Origin of the sequence: Proteiniphilum acetatigenes DSM 18083, assembly GCF_000380985.1 — a bacterium.
Classification (GTDB): domain Bacteria; phylum Bacteroidota; class Bacteroidia; order Bacteroidales; family Dysgonomonadaceae; genus Proteiniphilum; species Proteiniphilum acetatigenes.
In genome coordinates, this window is sequence record NZ_KB905711.1 from 43684 (window position 1) to 62888 (window position 19205).

The 19205-nt window shown below is 42.3% G+C and carries 19 protein-coding genes; 13 read left to right on the forward strand and 6 right to left on the reverse strand.

The features are described from left to right. Positions 1-38: 38 nt before the first annotated feature. The 8 genes from F597_RS0118490 (at position 39) to F597_RS0118525 (ending at position 7692) form a co-directional block, all read left to right on the forward strand. The gene (locus F597_RS0118490) at positions 39-641 is read left to right on the forward strand and encodes a TetR/AcrR family transcriptional regulator (protein WP_026327646.1); all 603 of its coding nucleotides are present in this window, start codon (positions 39-41) and stop codon (positions 639-641) included. 50 nt (positions 642-691) lie between these two features. Beyond that, positions 692-1972 (forward strand): TolC family protein, encoded by a 1281-nt coding sequence (locus tag F597_RS0118495; protein ID WP_019541242.1) that lies wholly within the window; start codon positions 692-694, stop codon positions 1970-1972. Between the two features lie 243 nt (positions 1973-2215). Next, on the forward strand, positions 2216-3094 hold the full coding sequence (locus tag F597_RS0118500; RefSeq protein WP_026327648.1) for an HlyD family secretion protein: 879 nt from the start codon (positions 2216-2218) through the stop codon (positions 3092-3094). Positions 3095-3236: 142 nt separating this feature from the next. Continuing rightward, complete coding sequence (locus F597_RS0118505) at positions 3237-3593, forward strand: four helix bundle protein (RefSeq protein WP_019541244.1); 357 nt, start codon at positions 3237-3239, stop codon at positions 3591-3593. 73 nt (positions 3594-3666) lie between these two features. Next, positions 3667-4644 carry an ABC transporter ATP-binding protein gene (locus tag F597_RS21250; protein ID WP_019541245.1) on the forward strand — a complete coding sequence of 326 codons (978 nt, stop codon included), beginning with the start codon at positions 3667-3669 and terminating at the stop codon, positions 4642-4644. Then, positions 4641-5381 carry an ABC transporter ATP-binding protein gene (locus tag F597_RS21255; protein WP_019541246.1) on the forward strand — a complete coding sequence of 247 codons (741 nt, stop codon included), beginning with the start codon at positions 4641-4643 and terminating at the stop codon, positions 5379-5381. The genes F597_RS21250 and F597_RS21255 overlap by 4 nt, the downstream gene beginning before the upstream one ends. Before the next feature lie 15 nt (positions 5382-5396). Then, positions 5397-6521 carry an ABC transporter permease gene (locus F597_RS0118520; RefSeq protein ID WP_019541247.1) on the forward strand — a complete coding sequence of 375 codons (1125 nt, stop codon included), beginning with the start codon at positions 5397-5399 and terminating at the stop codon, positions 6519-6521. Positions 6522-6570: 49 nt separating this feature from the next. Continuing rightward, positions 6571-7692, forward strand: a complete 1122-nt coding sequence (locus F597_RS0118525; protein ID WP_026327649.1) for an ABC transporter permease — start codon at positions 6571-6573, stop codon at positions 7690-7692. A gap of 32 nt (positions 7693-7724) precedes the next feature. Here the strand turns inward: F597_RS0118525 and nhaA are convergent, their stop codons facing one another. Together nhaA and pepE are read right to left on the reverse strand one after the other, a co-directional pair. Then, positions 7725-8915: a Na+/H+ antiporter NhaA gene (gene nhaA, locus F597_RS0118530; RefSeq protein ID WP_019541249.1), complete on the reverse strand. Its 1191-nt coding sequence runs from the start codon at positions 8913-8915 to the stop codon at positions 7725-7727. Further along, positions 8912-9625, reverse strand: a complete 714-nt coding sequence (gene pepE, locus F597_RS0118535) for a dipeptidase PepE (protein ID WP_019541250.1) — start codon at positions 9623-9625, stop codon at positions 8912-8914. Before pepE ends, nhaA begins: the two co-directional genes overlap by 4 nt. Positions 9626-9795: 170 nt before the next feature. On the opposite strand from pepE, the gene F597_RS21260 reads away from it, so the two are divergent. Beyond that, positions 9796-10455, forward strand: a complete 660-nt coding sequence (locus tag F597_RS21260; protein ID WP_019541251.1) for a DNA alkylation repair protein — start codon at positions 9796-9798, stop codon at positions 10453-10455. A 3-nt stretch (positions 10456-10458) separates the two neighbouring features. On the opposite strand, the gene F597_RS22495 is transcribed toward F597_RS21260, so the two are convergent. Beyond that, positions 10459-10644 carry a hypothetical protein gene (locus F597_RS22495; protein WP_139224172.1) on the reverse strand — a complete coding sequence of 62 codons (186 nt, stop codon included), beginning with the start codon at positions 10642-10644 and terminating at the stop codon, positions 10459-10461. A gap of 48 nt (positions 10645-10692) precedes the next feature. Beyond that, positions 10693-11166 carry a 23S rRNA (pseudouridine(1915)-N(3))-methyltransferase RlmH gene (gene rlmH / locus F597_RS0118550; RefSeq protein ID WP_026327651.1) on the reverse strand — a complete coding sequence of 158 codons (474 nt, stop codon included), beginning with the start codon at positions 11164-11166 and terminating at the stop codon, positions 10693-10695. 349 nt (positions 11167-11515) lie between these two features. On the opposite strand from rlmH, the gene nadC reads away from it, so the two are divergent. The 4 genes from nadC to F597_RS21265 are packed head-to-tail and all read left to right on the forward strand — an operon-like array spanning position 11516 to position 16430. Further along, positions 11516-12370, forward strand: coding sequence for a carboxylating nicotinate-nucleotide diphosphorylase (gene nadC, locus F597_RS0118555; RefSeq protein WP_019541254.1), 855 nt, complete (start codon positions 11516-11518; stop codon positions 12368-12370). A 6-nt stretch (positions 12371-12376) separates the two neighbouring features. Further along, positions 12377-12811 (forward strand): deoxycytidylate deaminase, encoded by a 435-nt coding sequence (locus F597_RS0118560; protein ID WP_019541255.1) that lies wholly within the window; start codon positions 12377-12379, stop codon positions 12809-12811. Positions 12812-12827: 16 nt separating this feature from the next. Then, a complete protein-coding gene (locus F597_RS0118565) occupies positions 12828-14468 on the forward strand; it encodes a S41 family peptidase (RefSeq protein WP_019541256.1) in 1641 nt (546 codons plus the stop codon). Between the two features lie 3 nt (positions 14469-14471). After that, complete coding sequence (locus F597_RS21265; protein WP_425413911.1) at positions 14472-16430, forward strand: SDR family NAD(P)-dependent oxidoreductase; 1959 nt, start codon at positions 14472-14474, stop codon at positions 16428-16430. A gap of 1 nt (position 16431) precedes the next feature. On the opposite strand, the gene F597_RS0118575 is transcribed toward F597_RS21265, so the two are convergent. Continuing rightward, the gene (locus F597_RS0118575) at positions 16432-18270 is read right to left on the reverse strand and encodes an ABC transporter ATP-binding protein (protein ID WP_019541258.1); all 1839 of its coding nucleotides are present in this window, start codon (positions 18268-18270) and stop codon (positions 16432-16434) included. Between the two features lie 281 nt (positions 18271-18551). Then, entirely contained in the window at positions 18552-18740 is a 189-nt protein-coding gene (locus F597_RS0118580) for a hypothetical protein (protein WP_019541259.1), read from the reverse strand. Positions 18741-19205: the final 465 nt, after the last annotated feature.

Below are 19205 nucleotides of genomic sequence, written 5' to 3' on the forward strand. Positions count from 1 at the left end.
AGTTTATATCTTTGCTTCCCAAAAAGAATGTTGCTGTAATGGCAGAACCGGAAAAAGATAAGGGACTGGATATTTCCACTGAGGAGAAAATTATAGAGGCTGCCCGTAAAGTCTTTATGCAGAAGGGATATGCGGCTACGAGGACACGTGATATAGCAGAGGATGCGGGCATCAATCTGGCGTTGCTCAATTACTACTTCCGAAGTAAGGAGAAGCTGTTTTATCAGGTGATGATAGAGAAATTTCAACAGTTGTTTGGCGTGGTATTCCCAATTATAAACAACGATGCGTTGAGCCTCGATCAGAAAATAGAAATTCTTATCGAAAAATACATCGATCTGTTACTTGAAAATCCGGATTTGCCGATTTTTGTCCTTAGTGAAATCAGGGCCAACCCTGAAAAATTCAAAGAGACAGTACATGTACAGGAAATATTGAGAGGCTCGTCGTTTATTTGTCAACTTAGAGAGAGACGTCCGGATGTGGAACCGATACAGTTTATCAGTTCGGTGTTGGGTATGATAATCTTCCCGTTTGTTGCCAAACCCGTATTATTTTTTGATACTTCCAATTTCAATGCATTGATGGAGGAGAGGAAAGAGCTTGTCACGAAGTGGGTAAAAACCATTTTGAAGGAGTAGATAATTTTTTATCTGTAATTTAATCAAATGATTAAAACAAAATAATTAAAATGATGATTAATAAACTGCTTTTAAGCCTTAGTGGCTGGCTGATCGTTGCGGGTTGTATTCAGGCGCAATCGATCTCGCTCGAGGAGTGTTACCAATGGGCGGAAAGCAATTACCCTTTGGTGAAACAATATGCGCTTATCGAAAAAACACAGTCCTATTCTATCGCTAACGCTTCCAGGGGCAGTCTGCCGCAGTTACAAATTGGCGGACAGGCGTCCTACCAGTCGGACGTGACACAGATCCCCCTTTCGTTGCCCAACGTGGACATTCCGGTGATGAGTAAAGACCAGTATAAATTATATGGCGAGATATCCCAGCCGATTACTGATTTATTGACGGTAAAACGTCAAAAAGAATTGATTGATGCAAACGCGAGAGTAGAAGAGCAAAAAATTGAAGTGGAATTGTACAAATTGAAAGAACGTATCAACCAGCTTTATTTCGGTATCCTGCTCATGGATGAGCAGATTGCCCAGGTTAGAATCCTGCAAAAGGATCTTCAATCGGGAATAAACAAAAACAGTGTTGCTATTGCTAACGGTATTGTCCTGAAAAGCAGTGCCGACATGCTCAGGGCGGAATTGTTGAAAACAGAACAACGGGTTATCGAGCTGAAAGCTGTCCGAAAAGGATATGCCGATGTGCTTGCACTGTTTATAGACCGGGATATCAGCGAAAATACCATATTGGAAAGACCGTCAGCGGTTACATCATTGTCCGGTATTAACCGTCCCGAACTCCAACTCTTTGAGATGCAGAAGCAAACCTTCGAAGTGCAAAATAAACTTGTCGATACCCAAATCCTGCCTCGCTTCAGCCTTTTCCTGCAGGGAGGTTATGGAAGGCCTGCACTGAATATGCTGAACAACGATTTTGACCTCTATTATATTGGGGGAGTTCGTTTTGCATGGAACATTTCAGGTTTTTACACCCATAAGCGGGAGAAGCGGTTGTTGGTGTTAAGCCAAAACGCAGTGGATGTGCAAAAAGAACTCTTCCTTTTCAACACGAACCTTACGCTGAAACAACAGAACAATGAAATTATCAAACTCGAAGAGCTGATAGAAGCGGATAAAGAAATTATCAGATTGCGTGAAAATGTAAAACTAGCCGCACAAAGCCAATTGGAACACGGTACGGTTACAGCGAACGATTACCTCACCTATGTCAATGCCGAGGATCAGGCAAGACAAAATCTCATTTTGCATGAGATGGAGCTTCTGATGGCACAGTATAAGCTTAAAACAACGGCGGGAAGTTTTTTTTTAATTGACAATTGATAATTGACAATTGACAATTGAGAGAGTTGGGGACTGGAGATTGAGAGCTGAGAACAAAGAACTGAGAACAGGGTATTGAATACTAAAAGCTAATAACGGAGTATTGATAGTTGCTAATTTGTAATTAAAAATTGGAGGTAGTCGATAATGATGTAGAAATTAAAAATGAAAACAATGAATACGGATAAAAAATTAATAAGGAGAAAAGAAAATTGTCAATTGTCAAATGTCAATTATCAATTTATGACGCTTGCTCTTGCCATTGTTTTGTCGGCCTGTAACAGAAACCACTATACGTTTGATGCTTCGGGCTCGTTCGAGGCAGAAGAAACCATTATCTCTGCCGAAGCACAGGGAATATTGAAACTGTTCGATGTGCAAGAGGGCCAAATTCTGCAAGCCGGCCGGCAGATCGGCTACATTGACAGTATACAGCTTCATCTCAGAAAAAAGCAACTGGAAGCACAGATTGTGGCCATAGCAGGAAAGAAGCCGGATATTCCCGTACAGTTATCCGCCCTGCAGGAACAACTCAGAACTGCCGAAAGAGAGAAAACAAGGATTGCCAAACTCGTTGAAGGAGATGGTGCCACACCTAAGCAACTGGATGATATTACCGCACAGGTAGAGGTGCTGAAGAAACAAATCGAAGCGCAAAAATCATCACTGGGTATTTCGAGTGAAAGTATCAACAATGAGATTGTGCCTTTGCAGATACAGATTGAACAACTTGCAGACCAATTGGATAAATGCCGTATCGTAAATCCGGTAAGCGGTACCGTGTTGACTAAATACGCCGAAGCAAACGAAATGGCTTCTATCGGCAAGCCCCTCTATAAAATTGCCGACCTGTCCAATATCATTCTGCGGGCGTATATTACCGGGAAACAGTTGCCACAAGTGAGACTCAACCAGAAGGTAAGGGTGTGGACTGATGATGGGAATGGAGGATATAAAGAAACTGAGGGTACAATTACCTGGATAAGCGATAAGGCGGAGTTTACACCCAAAACCATTCAGACCAAAGACGAACGGGCAAATAAGGTGTATGCCGTCAAGGTAAGGGTTAAAAACGATGGATCGTACAAGATAGGGATGTATGGGGAAATCTCCTTTAATTGACAATTGATAGTTGACAGTTGACAATGGAGAATGGGAGGTTGGTGTTGGGTGGTATTGGATGGTAAGTGATTAGTAATTAGTAATTAGTAATTAGTAATTGGTAATTGAGAAGTAATGATTATAATAACACGAATTAAATGATATGGAAAATATAGTTGCCGTTAAATCGTATGCTTTTGCAATTAGAGTTGTGAAATTGTATAAACTTTTATCACAGGAAAAAAGAGAATTTATTCTTTCCAAACAAATGTTGAGAAGTGGAACAGCAATTGGAGCATTAATTAAAGAGGCCGAACATGCCCAGTCAAAGGCGGATTTTCTAAATAAAATGAATGTTGCTTTGAAAGAAGCAAATGAAACAGAATATTGGTTGATGCTGATGAAAGATACCGAATATCTGAATGAAAAAGAATTTCAATCAATCAGGGAAGATTGTTCCGAATTACTAAAACTTTTAATCAGTATTGTTAAAAGCACAAAAACATCAATAAAAAAGTAATTACCCATTGTCAATTATCCATTGTCAACTGTCAACTATCAATTGTCAATTATCAATTATCAATTATATAAAAATGATAGTACTGAATAATATTATAAAAACCTACGATAAGGGAGAAACAAAGGCTGTGAACAATGTCTCATTTGAAGTGGGGAAAGGAGAGTTGTTTGGTTTGATCGGTCCCGACGGAGCAGGCAAAACGACTATTTTCCGCATACTTACTACATTGCTTTTGCCCGATAGCGGTACTGCTTACGTGAACGGTTTTGACGTAGTGAAAGATTACAGGGTTATTCGTGCGAGCGTGGGTTATATGCCCGGCCGATTTTCGTTGTATCCCGACCTATCGGTTGAAGAAAACCTGCGCTTTTTCGCTACGATGTTCAATACGGGCATAAGGGAGAATTATGACCTTATCAAAGATATTTACACGCAGTTGGAACCATTCAAAGAGCGCAGGGCCGGGAAATTGTCGGGCGGAATGAAGCAAAAACTGGCTTTGTGTTGTGCTTTAATCCATCGTCCCGCAGTTTTGTTTCTGGATGAACCGACTACTGGGGTAGATGTAGTTTCGAGAAAGGAATTCTGGGAGATGCTGAAACGTTTGAAAGAGCAGGGTATCACCATTCTTGTTTCTACGCCGTATATGGACGAAGCGATGCTTTGTGAGCGGATCGTGTTGATCCAGAGTGGTAAGATTTTGTCCGTCGATACTCCTTCAACTATCATCGGACAATATCCCGAACGCCTCTTTGCTGTTCGATCGGACAATATGGGGCGGTTGCTGAGTGATCTACGGAATATCGAAATTGTGAAGAGTTGCCATGCCTTCGGCGGGTATCACCACATTGCATTTGTGGATCGTATTGCCTTTGCAGGTCAAGCCAACTTTGCAGATGAAAAAGAAAATCCTCAAAATGCATTATTACACGCTCTGGAAAATGAAAATCACCGAAATATTGAAATAAGGGAAATCACTCCTACTATTGAAGATTGTTTTATCCGGCTGATGGGTAATCACTATCAACCGACAGCAAATGGATTTACATGAATGAAATAGTCATACAAACCGATAAGCTCACCAAACGTTTCGGTGATTTTATTGCTGCCAACGAAATCACTTTTGATGTGTATAAGGGGGAAATATTTGGTTTTCTCGGTGCGAACGGGGCCGGAAAAACAACAGTGATGCGTATGCTCTGCGGATTATCCAAACCATCGTCGGGAGCGGCAACCATTGCCGGGTTTGATATTTACAGGCAAACTGAAGCCATCAAGAAGAATATCGGTTATATGAGCCAGAAATTTTCACTGTATGAAGATCTGACAGTCATGGAAAATATTCATTTTTTCGGAGGTATCTACGGTTTGTCCGGCCGGCAATTAAAAGAGAAGGGAGAAGCGCTTATTACCAGGTTGGGTATGAGGAACGAGACCAAAAAGATGGTAAGTTCACTGCCGTTGGGCTGGAAACAAAAACTGGCTTTTTCGGTTGCTATCCTGCATGACCCTAAGATCGTATTCCTCGATGAACCGACCGGAGGGGTAGATCCGATTACCCGCAGGCAGTTCTGGGATTTGATTTACGATGCCGTGGAGAGAGGTATCACGGCTTTTGTTACGACACACTATATGGATGAAGCAGAATACTGTAACCGTATTTCTATGATGGTCGACGGTGAGATCAAAGCGCTCGATACGCCTGCCAATTTGAAAAAACAGTATTCCGCTGACTCGATGGATGAAGTGTTTTACGGTCTGGCAAGAAAAGCAAAACGAAATCTCTAAAGTAGCTGAAAGTTAATGAAATCTTCTATTCCTGATTCCCGATTCTGGGCATTTGTCCGAAAAGAATTTTTACATGTTTTCCGCGACCGGAAGACGCTCTTGATGTTGTTCGGAGTGCCTGTTGTATGCGTTACCCTGTTTGGTTTCGCACTTACCAACGAAATCAGAAACGCCAAAATCGTCGTGTGCGATTATGCCAATGACGATGCTTCACGACAAATTATTGGCAAACTGGCAGCGAGCAGGGAATTTCAACTCCAAAACCCGCTATTGGACTATAACCAGATTGAAACGGCTTTCAAGCAGGGCGATATAAAGATGGCAGTTGTTTTTCCTGCCAATTTCAACCGGGATCTATTGCACCTCAACGAGGCACAGATACAACTGATTACCGATGCATCCGATCCGAATACTGCCACGGCATTGAGTGGTTACGCTACCAATATAATTATGGATTATCAGCAGGAACTTATACAATTGCAAGGCTTACCCTATACCATAAACACTGAAATGCGGATGGTGTATAACCCCGAATTGAAATCAGTTGTCAATTTCGTACCCGGAGTAATATCACTTATCCTTTTGCTGGTATGTGTATTGATGACCTCGGTTTCCATCGTAAAAGAAAAAGAGAGCGGGACAATGGAAGTGTTGCTGGTTTCGCCCTTCAGCCCCTTTGGGGTTATTGTATCTAAAGCGGTTCCCTATCTGGCACTGTCGCTTATCAATCTGACCGTTATTCTGCTATTGAGTATTTTCGTACTGGGAATGCCGGTCAACGGAAGCTTTTTACTTTTGTATGCCGTAAGTACGCTGTTTATTATTACCGCACTCTCTTTGGGGCTGCTTATATCGAATATCACCACCTCGCAACAGGCCGCAATGCTGGTTTCACTGATGGGGATGCTGGTTCCGTCGATATTGTTTACCGGCTTTATGTTTCCACTTGAGAATATGCCCTATGTTTTACAACTCTTTGCCAATATTGTTCCTGCCAAATGGTATTACATCATTGTAAAATCAGTGATGATAAAAGGTTTAGGATTTGAGGCAATATGGAAGGAGACGTTGGTCCTGTTAGGAATGACGATATTGTTGCTTGTAGTCAATATCAGGAAATTTAAAATAAGATTGGAGTGATTCTGGGCAAATGATTTTGTTGCATATATAGCTTTAGACAGATAGACAGATGAGAACATTACGATTTTTATTACAAAAAGAATTTCGGCAGATATTCCGCAACAAATCCCTGTTGCCGTTGATATTTTTTATGCCGGTTGTACAATTGCTGGTACTTCCTTTGGCGGCCGATTACGAAGTGAAGAATATCCATATAACAATTGTTGACCGCGACCATTCTACTTATTCGCAAAAATTAGTATCAAAAATCGGAGCATCCGGATATTTTCGACTAACCGATTATACAATGGGATTTGATGAAGCGTTTAAAGATATGGAGGATGACCGGTCTGACTTGATTTTGGAAATACCACCGGGTTTTGAGCGGAATCTTGTCCGTGAGAATCAACAATCGCTTTTTATCGCAGTGAATGCTATTAATGGCGTAAAAGCCAACTTGGGAGGCGCTTATCTCAACCGTATTATTGCCGATTACAATAAGGATATCTGTTTGGAATGGATACAGACGTCAAAATTCAATCCGTCGCCTTCGATTGAAGTAACCCAATCCAATTGGTTCAATCCCTCCATGAACTACCGGTTTTATATGGTTCCGGGCATTTTGGCGCTGTTGGTTACGATGATAGGAGCTTATTTATGTTCACTGAATATTGTCAGGGAAAAAGAAGTGGGTACGATTGAGCAAATCAACGTCACTCCCGTTCAAAAATACCAGTTCCTTCTGGGGAAATTGATCCCGTTCTGGGTCATTGGAATGGCTATATTCACCATTGGATTATTCGGCATTGCCTGGCCGGTTTACGGTATTGTTCCGGCCGGTAATCTGTTGTTACTTTACGGGTATCTTTCTGTATATCTGGTGGGGATACTTGGATTGGGATTATTAATCTCCACCTATGCCGACACGCAGCAACAAGCCATGTCTGTCGCTTTTTTCTTTATGATGATCTTTATATTGATGAGCGGACTGTTTACGCCGATCGACAGTATGCCCCGGTGGGCTTACATCATTGCACGCAGCAGTCCCGTCACTTATTTTATCGAAGTGATGCGGATGATTGTGTTGAAGGGGAACAGTTTCGAACACATATGGCGCCACTTCTTAATTATGGCGGGGTTTGCCGTATGTCTTAACGGCTGGGCAATTGTAAATTACAGAAAAACAAATTAATTGAAACCATAAAGAGGAAAAGAGTCGTTTGTTTATGTATCTACTTCTTCTTTTTCGCGGGAAAATGCTTTTAGCCATATATAGCCTACGATCATTGCCAGGGCCGAAGCGATCAGTACCGACAGTTTCGCGATATCCTTCAGCATCTTGTCGTCAGGGAAAGAAAGATTCGATACGAAGATAGACATGGTAAAACCAATACCTGCCAATATACCGACTCCTATAAACTGTACCCAGTGGATATTTGCTAACCTAACCAACCGAAGCTTAACCATCAGATAAACGGCCAGTGTGATACCTATCGGTTTTCCCAGGAACAGACCCAGGATAATTCCGAGAGAAAGAGGAGAAGTAAGTCCGGATATGGCTGTCGGTGAAATCAAAATACTGGTGTTGGCCAGTGCGAAGATAGGGACAATGATAAAATTAACAGGAAGACCGAGCCTCTTCTCAAATGCAGGCATCTTACTTACCGGAATGATAAAAGCAAGTATTACCCCGGCAAATGAGGCATGAATACCTGACCGGTACATACAATACCACATGACCAATCCCAGTCCGACCGTAATATAATAAACGGATTTATGCTGAAAATGACGGTTGATAAGAAAGATCGCAAGAGCTACAACTGCTACTCCCACCAGCCAGATAAGGTAAAGTGCAGAACCATAAAACAGCGCGATAATAAGAATAGCGCACAGATCGTCTATAATGGCTAATGCTGTCAGAAATACTTTCATGGAATGAGGAACCGCTTTTCCTAACAGGCTTATCATGCCGAGGGTGAAAGCAATATCTGTAGCGGTTGGTATGGCCCACCCGTTTGAATAGGCTGTACCGGCAGTAATTACGGAAAAAATAACTGCCGGAAAAGCTACTCCGAACAACGCAGATGCAGTGGGGAGCATCATCCTGCTAAAAGACGAGAGTTCCCCTTTGGTTACTTCCCTTTTTATGTCGATGGCTACATGAAAGAAGAATAACGTCATCAGGGCGTCATTCACGAAATGAATGATCGTATGGGGTAAATGCAGATCGTGAAATCCGGGAATTGACATTTCCCAGAAATTATAATAAAGGTTCCCTATCCCTTCGATATTTGTTAAGATCAATGAGAAGAAAGTGCATAACAGTAAAAGTATTCCCAATGATCTGCTGTCGTTGATAATTCGTTTGAATATCGACGTAGCCGGTGGTTGCAGGCCTTTATGTCCAGTACTCATTTTCGTTGCAGGAGAAAACTGAAATCATCTTCATTGGAAAGCTCCATCGGTTCCTGTCCATATTTGAAAATACGAGCCTTACGGGGACCTATCAGTTCCATCCCGTCATCTTCTACAAGAAGCATGGTGCTTTCACGAAGTCCCACCACATAAATATCACGATTTACTTCTATAAATTCCCTGATGCGTACCTCTCTGGTCTCACCACCATGATTTGCCGGGTGATCGTCGAGATAATGAGGGTTGATCTGGAAGGGAACCAATTTTAAGGTTTTAAATTTCAGAGGTTCTACAATTGGCATATCATTGGTTGTCCTCAGAGTCGGACAGGCTATATTGGAACCGGCACTCCAACCGATGTATGGGGTGCCTTTCTTCACCTTCTTACGGATCACTTTCATCAGTCCCTTTTCCTGAAGCATTTTTACCAACTGCCACGTGTTCCCGCCTCCGACAACAATGGCATCGGCATTTTCAATAGCTTCCACAGGATTGATGAAGCGATGAATACCTGTGACATGATGACCTATTTCGGCGAAACGGGCATTCACTCTCTCTTCATATTCATCAAAAGAAAAAGTGACCGCTGCATAAGGAATAAAAATGGCGTTATTTGCTTTGTCCCCCAGAAATTCTTTGATCCGGTCTTTGGGATACTCCAGATATCCTTCACCGGGATTGGTGGAGTTACTGATTAAGAGGAGTCTCATCATTTATATATTTTTAATTATAATGCAAATATAATAAAAGCCGAGAGAATAGTATAACTCGTTGAACTTTTCCAAGGCATATCACATATTCTGCAAATATAGTGAAAAATGTTTGAAAATTATTGTTTTATTTCTGAATAGCGTAATTTTGTAGCCAAACAGAATAAGCAATGGAGACAATTTTACGTAATATACGGGCCGATCTGCGGATGTCGATGAATGGTGTGACTGCCGCCAGTATGCGGTCGAAAGGAGTAGGATATCGTATGAATTTCGGGGTGGATGTCCCCCGACTCAAACAAATCGCAGCCAGATACGTGCCGGATAAAGTATTGGCGGAAATAATGTGGAAAGAGGATGTGCGTGAGTTGAAGATACTTGCGACAATGCTCTGTCCGCCTGTCCGTTTTTCTAAGGAAGATGCCGAGCGTTGGGTCCAGGGTGCAGCCAATCAGGAGATCCGTGAACAGGTTTGTAAAAATCTTTTCCAGGAGTTGTCTTATGCCGATGAATTGGTGCAGGAATGGACCGGAAATAAAGATGAAACCATCCGGACTACCGGATATTGGCTTTTTGCCAGGTTGTGCATAATCCGGTCTGACGCAATAAACCGGATCCGGTCTGAAGAGTTATTGGAAAGAGCAAAAGCCGATCTGAAAAATGAATCGTTGCTACTGCGCCAATCGGCATTGAATACGCTGAAGTTCTTTGGTAGACTCTCACCCGATAACGCTGAAAAGGTGATGTGGTTGGTAGCCGATTTTGAATACTCTGTCGATCCGCAGGAGAAAGAAATCTTTGACCTGCTTTCTTTTGAGTTCAAGCTCTAACAGTTACTCTTTGACATTCTTGCTGATAAAAAACAACGACAGAAGGAGATTCAAAATAAGAAAGGCGCCACTTCCCGCTAAAAAAAAACCTTTCCACCGGGGAAATACTATCAGGGAAATAACTGATGCAACTGCAATCAGTGCGATGATGACCCACATGACAGTAAGGATTGTTTTCTTTTTTGACATATTTAATTTATGATTGAATTTATTACAAATTACTGCAAAAGTAAGAATTTATTCGTGATGATAAGGTTCATTCTGTAAAATGGTCATCGCACGGTAAAGCTGTTCGGTGAAGATCAACCTTACCATCTGATGAGTGAAAGTCATTCTGGATAACGACACAGCTTCGTTTGCCCTTTCCCGGATCTCATCAGAAAATCCATAAGGTCCTCCTACAACAAAAATCAACCGCTTAGTAGCGGAAAAACTCTTTTTCTCTATATATCCGGCGAACTCTGCGGAGGAGTATTGTTTCCCCTTATCATCGAGCAGTATAACATAGTCGGAGGGTTGCAACCATTTCAGCAGTTTTTCCCCTTCCTGCTTTTTTTGTTCTTTTTCAGAGAGATTTTTTGTGTTTTTTATATCGGGAATAATCTGCATCTCGAACGGAATATAGTAATTGACCCTCTTTCTGTATTCTTCTATGATTTGTGAAAAAAGAGGATCGTCCGTCTTACCTACGGAAAGCAAAATAGTTTTCATTCGTTGTACTCTCGTTATTTGTTCACTGTGTTCAAGTGATTCTACTTCGTTGTTATTCGGCTTCGCCATTATTCGTGTTTCGCATTATTCAGCCTCACTGTTATTCGCACTTCGTGCGTTGTTCATTTGCTTCGCTCATGTTATTATATTAGCAACAATCGAACAACAACCGAATTATAACCGAATAACCTCCGGATATCAGTAATTTGGCCTCAGAAAACGAAAAAAGCTGTCTTTAAGGACAAATATAATTGTTTATTTCTTATTTTTGCACTAAAATTCTTGTAAAAAAATAACAAAACGGACAGATTGTTTGTTTTATGGTATAGCGGAGCAATATCGTTTTAGTATGACAGAAAAAGAGTTAATTCATAACCTTATCCGATTGGCTTTTGCAGAGGATATCGGAGACGGAGACCACACCACCCTCTGTAGTATTCCGGAGACAGAAGAAGGACAATCGAGATTACTTATTAAGGAAGAAGGTGTACTTGCCGGTGTAGATATAGCCATTGAAGTATTCCATACTTTTGATCCGGCGCTGCAGGTAGAGATTTTTCTTCACGATGGTTCCCATGTTAAGCCGGGAGATGTAGCTTTTGTTGTGTCAGGGAAAATACGCTCCATTTTACAGACCGAACGGCTTGTACTCAATATTATGCAGCGGATGAGCGGTATCGCCACCATAACCAACAGCTATATGAAACTACTTGAAGGTACGGCAGCAAAAGTGCTCGACACCCGGAAAACCACTCCGGGAATGCGTATCCTTGAAAAACAAGCTGTCAGGATCGGAGGAGGAGAGAACCATAGGATAGGGCTGTTTGATATGATCCTGTTGAAAGACAATCATGTGGATTTTGCCGGAGGAATTGAAAAAGCTATCCGCGGTGCACAAAACTATTTAAAAGAGAAAAACAAAAAACTCAAAATTGAGGTAGAGGTGAGAACCCTAGATGAACTTGAAGAGGCACTCCGTGTAGGTGGCGTGGACAGGATCATGCTCGATAATTTTACTCCTGCACAAACCTTCGATGCAGTGAAGATTGTGAAGGCTGTGAATGAACATGTGGAGTTGGAATCTTCGGGTGGGATCACTATTGATACCATTCGTGAATATGCTGAAACAGGGGTGGATTATATATCGGTAGGTGCACTGACTCACTCGGTGAAAAGTCTCGATATGAGTTTAAAAGCAATCTGATGTAACATGGAACAAAACGAGGAAAAGCAGGATTTGCTCGACAGGCGGTATATGCGTATGGCCTTTATATGGGCGGAAAACTCTTATTGCAAACGCAGAAAGGTCGGTGCGCTCCTGGTGAAAGATAAGATGATCATTTCCGACGGTTATAATGGCACTCCCTCAGGTTTTGAGAATGTGTGTGAAGATGAAAATGATATAACAAAGCCATATGTGCTTCATGCCGAGGCGAATGCGATTACGAAAGTAGCCCGGTCCAATAACAGTAGTGATGGAGCCACGCTTTATGTCACCTCTTCACCTTGTATTGAGTGTGCCAAGTTAATCATCCAGGCTGGTATAAGCAGAGTGGTCTTTGCCGAAAATTACCGGTTGAGCGATGGAATTGATCTGTTGAGAAGAGCCAATATTGAACTTGTCTCGGTAGAAATTGATAAATAGTAACAGGAGAGATTGGATGAATGCAGGAAAAAAGGGCAGAATATGGCTGCCTTTATGGATAGGCGTTGGTATTGCATTGGGTATATTTATCGGAAGCAGATATAGTCAGTTCGGACGTTCGGGAAGTGTGGAAGGATCCGGAAAGATCGATGCGGTGCTGAACTATGTCAGGGAGTCGTATGTCGATACGGTCAATATGCGCCAACTGGTGGAGGATGCACTGCCCAATATCATACAGGAACTGGATCCGCATTCAGAATATATCTCTGCTGCCGATATGAGACGGGTGAACGAAGACCTGGAAGGCCATTTCTCGGGGATTGGCGTTAATTTTTATGTCCTGAGAGATACCATTGTCGTAACAGGTATCGTACCGGGTGGCCCGTCTGAGGCCGCAGGTATTATGCATTGGGACAGGATCGTGACGGTGAACGATACTTTAGTCGCCGGCACGAAACTCCGGAATGAAGAAGTGATGGAGAAGTTGCGTGGCGAAATGGGCTCCGAAGTGAAATTAGGTATCATAAGAGCCGGTGACGACCGCATACATGAGATCACGGTTACACGGGGCGATATCCCCATGAACAGCGTCAATGCTGCTTATATGCTGACGAACAGAATCGGTTTTATTAAATTGGGGAAAAACTTCGGATTCAACACCTTCAGTGAATTCATCTCAGCCATATCCAAGTTAAAAAGCCAGGGTGCCAACTCTTTTATGATCGATCTGAGAGGAAATGTGGGAGGATCGCTGGATGTAGTGGTGGCTATGGTGAACGAATTTTTGAACAGAGGCGACCTGATCGTATATACACAAGGTCGGAATTTTCCGAGGACTGACAGCTATGCGAACGGGTCGGGAACCTGCAAGGAAGACGATGTAGTGGTGCTGATAGACGAATTTAGTGCTTCGGCCAGTGAGATCTTTGCCGGAGCTATCCAGGATCACGACAGAGGGTTGGTGATTGGCAGACGCTCATTTGGTAAGGGACTGGTACAGGGACAGCGTAATTTTCCTGACGGTTCGGCAGTGAGGCTCACTGTGGCCCGCTATTATACGGCATCAGGCAGATCTATCCAACGCGGATATGAAAGGGGAAGATATGATGAGTATGAAATGGAGGCCATCAACCGTTATATAGAAGGAGATTATGTTAATGTAGATACAGTATCCAACCATCTTGTTCCTTTTCAGACGGCAGGAGGCAGAACGGTCTACGGTGGAGGCGGAATCATGCCTGATATCTTTGTGCCTCGCGACACAGCAGGGATAAATCCCTATTATAATCTGGTAGTGAATAACCGGTTAGACGAGAAGTATGCCATGCTTTATTCCGATATGAACCGTGAAAAACTGAACAGCTTCGGTACTTGGCAGGAACTTTACCGGTATTTGCAGCAACAACCGTTGTTGTTAAACCTGGTGAGCTTTGCAGATCATAACGGTATCAGAAGAAGGCCTTACTATGTTCAGGAATCGAGTGAATTACTGGAGAACATAATGAATGCCTATATTATTCGGAACTTTTTTGGAGAAGAAGCTTTCTGGGCAGCCTATCATAAGGAAGATCCATTGATTAAAAAGGGAATTGAATTGATAGAAACAGGGAAGACTACACATCAATCTATTGTGAACGAGGAGTATAAACTTAACTAGACTATTATGAGTAATTTAATACATAATTTTTTATCGAATAGGGTTTTATCCCGTTTTACAATTTTCATGATTGATATTCTCATGATTATGTTTTCCTGCCTGATGATGTATCTGGTGAGATACGGGTTTGTCGAACTTACACCGGAGGTCAGAGCTGATGGAGTCACATTAGCGATAATCCTTATTTTTGTCAATGCCGTCACCTTTATATTATTCCGTACATTCAGTGGTATTTTGAGGTTCTCATCTTTCTCCGACCTGATGAGGATTACCTATGCATTGATGCTGGGGTACGGTTTTACTTATCTGGGTATTATAATACTGAAGAGATATCATCCGGGTTTTTATCTGGATGATATTACTTTCATCTCTGTTTTCTTTCTCAATACCTTTCTGATGATCTTTTCAAGGATACTCACGAAAGAGGTATATGAATTCATTACAGGGAGAGATGTGAAACCGGTCAATGTATTTATTTACGGTACTAAAGAAGCCGGTATCAGTGTTGCAAAAGCATTGAAGGGAAATAGCGAATTTAACTACCGGGTACTTGGGTTTATTTCGGACGAAAGCCAAATGGTGGGTAAAGAATTGATGGGCATAACTATCCATGCGAATAATGAAAATATTTTCAGGACGATGGAAAGTAAAGATGTGAAGACCGTCATCGTTTCGCCCCAGCAGATGGAGGAGATAAAGAATGCCGATCTTCTGAGTAATTTTGTGGATCATAATATTTCGCTGCTGACCACAGTCCCTCTGAACGAATGGAATGGGATGATCATGAGCAAGGAGCAGTTGAAAGATGTGCAGATTGAAGATCTCCTGCCTCGCGATCCAATCCATATCAACATGTTAAAGATAGCCTCAAATATTGAGGGCAAACGGATAATGGTGACAGGTGCCGCCGGGTCGATTGGCAGCGAGATTGTCCGCCAGGTAGCCAATTTCAATCCCTACAGTATTATTCTTATAGATCAGGCGGAAACCCCGTTGCATGACATGAGGCTCGAACTGAAAGATAAATGGAGGGAACTCCGCGCCGAGATCATTGTGGCCGATGTTAGCAATGCCAGCCGGATGGAACGTATCTTTTCCAGGACACGACCGCAGTATATTTTCCATGCAGCGGCGTACAAGCATGTGCCGATGATGGAGGACAATGTATCGGAATCGGTACAGACCAATATCCTTGGGACAAAGATAGTCGCAGACCTGGCTGTAAAATACAATGCCGACAAATTTGTGATGGTCTCTACCGACAAGGCGGTGAACCCTTCAAATGTAATGGGTTGTTCCAAAAGGATTTGTGAGATCTACGTACAGTCCCTGGCAAAATATATAGCGAAAAGCGGGAAGAGAACTACGCAGTTTATTACTACCCGCTTTGGGAATGTGTTGGGATCGAACGGTTCGGTAATACCTTTGTTCAGGGAGCAGATAAAGAACGGGGGCCCTGTTACCGTAACCCATCCGGAAATCATACGCTACTTCATGACCATTCCGGAAGCGTGTCAGTTGGTACTCGAAGCGGGAGCTATGGGTAAAGGCGGAGAAATCTATATTTTCGATATGGGCAAGCCTGTCAAAATCCTGGATCTGGCAAAAAGGATGATACGGCTCTCCGGCTCAAAGAATATCAAGATAGAGTTTACCGGACTGCGACATGGGGAAAAACTCTATGAAGAGTTACTGAATATAGCCGAACATACCAAACCTACATATCATGAGAAAATCATGATCGCCGATGTCCGTGAGTATGAATATGAGGAGGTGAGCCGCAAAGTGGATGCGCTCATTCATTCTTCTTTTGAATATGACGATATGCGGACTGTGAAGAAGATGAAAGAGATCGTTCCCGAATTCCGGAGCATTAACTCCCCTTTCGAAGCGGTAGACCGGTTATTGGAGAGTATCTCTGAAAAGGAAACGCTTATCCCTGTTCCTAAGGATAAGGGATAGATTATTCGCTTAGATCGCGTTGTGTATCACATAACGAAGTGTAGTATCCTCCTTGTGCATAAAGAGAGGAATGTTGCCCCGATTCCACGATTCGCCCATCTTTCATTACATAGATCTCATCAGCATTTTTGATGGTGGATAATCTGTGGGCTATCACAATGGTAGTCCGGTTTTTCATCAGTTTTTCCAGCGCTTCCTGTACCAGCCGTTCCGAATCGGTATCGAGTGCCGAAGTGGCCTCGTCCAGGATCAGGATCTTCGGGTTTTTCAGTATAGCCCGTGCAATGCTGATGCGTTGGCGCTGTCCTCCCGACAGCTTGCCGCCCCGGTCGCCGATATTGGTTTGATAGCCGTGTTCGGTAGCCATAATGAACCCGTGGGCATTGGCTATTTTTGCAGCGTTGATCACTTCGCTTTCCGTGGCGTTGGTAACCCCAAAGGCAATATTATTATAAAAGGTGTCGTTAAACAGGATAGCTTCCTGGTTTACATAGCCCATCAACGATCTCAGATCCCGGACTTTCACATCCTTTATATTGATTCCGTCGATGAGTATTTCTCCTTGCTGGATATCATAGAAGCGGGGTAGCAGGTCTGCCATCGTCGATTTTCCGGACCCCGACTGACCTACAAGAGCGATAGTCTTTCCCTTGTCGATCTTCAGATTTACCCCTTTGATGACCCACTCCGTTTCATATTTAAACCAGACATCCTTGTAATCTATATAGGAATTAAATGTAACCTGAACAGGTTGTGCCGGGTCGGTAATCTTGTTATCAGCGATCAGTATCTTGTCGATACGTTCCATCGATGCCAGTCCGCGCTGTACGGCATAAGCCGATTTAGAGAATTCTTTGGCCGGATTGATAATACTATAGAATATAGTCAAATAATAAATGAATGAGGCGGCGTCGATCATGCTGTTACCTTCCAATATTAATGTGCCTCCAAACCATAGTACAATAGCGATGGTGATAGTACCCAGGAGTTCGCTCATGGGATGTGCCAATTGCTGCCTGCGTGCGATCCTGTTCGACATGCGCCGGAATTCGTTATTACCGGTATGAAATCTTCCGGAGATTTTGTTTTCCGCCCCGAATGCTTTGATCACTCTCAACCCGCTTAGCGTTTCCTCCATCTGTGACATCAGTTCACCCCATTTATTCTGTGCCGCAAAAGAACTCCTTTTCAGGCTTCTGCCCACGCGCCCCATCACAAACCCCATTACCGGCAGTACCACCATCACGAAGAGGGTTAGTTGCCAACTCAGGATTACCATAGTAGTCAGATAAATCAGCATAAGGATCGGGTTCTTGAAAAGCATATCGAGGGAACTCATCACCGAATTCTCCACCTCATTCACATCGCCCGATACCCTGGAAAGAATATCCCCTTTTCGTTCCTCTGTAAAAAAACCGAGCGGGAGAGAAAGTACCTTATCATTGATCTGGTTCCGGATATCTTTCACTACGCCGGTTCTTATAGGAATGAGAAAGTAAGAACCCAGATAGGCAGTCCCCGTTTTCAGTAATGTCATCACGATCAGGAAGGTCGCCAGCGCCATCAGCGTAAAACTGCTTCCATGTGTTTCGATGAGCTGTGTGATATACCAATTCACATTATTAAGCAGGATTTCCACGAATGGGTAATCGGAGCTATCCCAATTGATAAAGGAAAAGCTGTCCCTGTTTATTTTGAATAACACCTGGAGAATGGGAATAATGGTTGCAAGAGAAAAGACATTCAATATAGCTGTCAATATATTGAAGATAAATGCCAGAATGACATATTTCTTATAAGGAGGTAAAAACCGTTTTAAGATATGAATAATACCTTTCATCTGTTTGTTCTTATTTTATACGTTTTATTTGCACCTCTGGTTTGTTGTCACTTACATTATGCCGTTGCGATAACTGTTTCGATAAGCTAACACAAAGGCAAAACTTATTTTGACTATGTTGAGCGTAGAATTATCAATCGAGGAGCGAAAGCGACTCAAATAGTGCAATAAACTGAAAATGCCTAATATAATTGAATTGTTGCAGTCCTCTAAATGGTGCAATGTAGATTTTGTGCGAAGATACTTATAAAATGTGATTCTATGGAAAAAATTGCATCTTTTCACTTTTTAATATAATTTCTCACTCTCTTGTTTATTCCTGTCTGTAGATTTTCCTTTCCGGATTTTTCATATCGAATATCTGTTTTTCTATTTTTTCTATAGAATGTTGTCGTTTTTCCTGCATTTTTAAGAGAAAACCAGGAGAGGGAATTCTCGGGTTTTTCTCCCGGTTTTGACCTGTTTCCCATTTTTTTTCTGTCAGCCTGAAAAAAAAAGATTATTTTTTTTCTTGAGGTAATGATATGATCTTCTTTTGTTTGATTGAAAATCGGGGAAAATGACAGAAAAAAAGATTGATTTTTTTTGTTGAATTGTTTGGATGGTAAGAAAAGAGTCTCTATCTTTGCACCCGCTTTCAGGAAATAATTACTGGGAAGCGGAATATAAAAAGCGATCTTTAGGATATTTACATATACGTTTTAAAGAAGACAAAGCAGAGTATACAAGGGATCTCGGGGCGTCAAGCCGCCGAGATCAAATTGGTACCCGTTCAATAAAAACAGGAACTATTTCGATAAGCCGGGGACAGAGGCAAACTTGTTTTGCCATGACAAGGCGCGGAATAGTGTCCGGCAGGAAAAAAAGAGATAAATCGTGAATTCGGAGGGTCCGGGGGAGAGAGTCTTTGCGTGGTTTTTTGTTTGTCCGCTTCA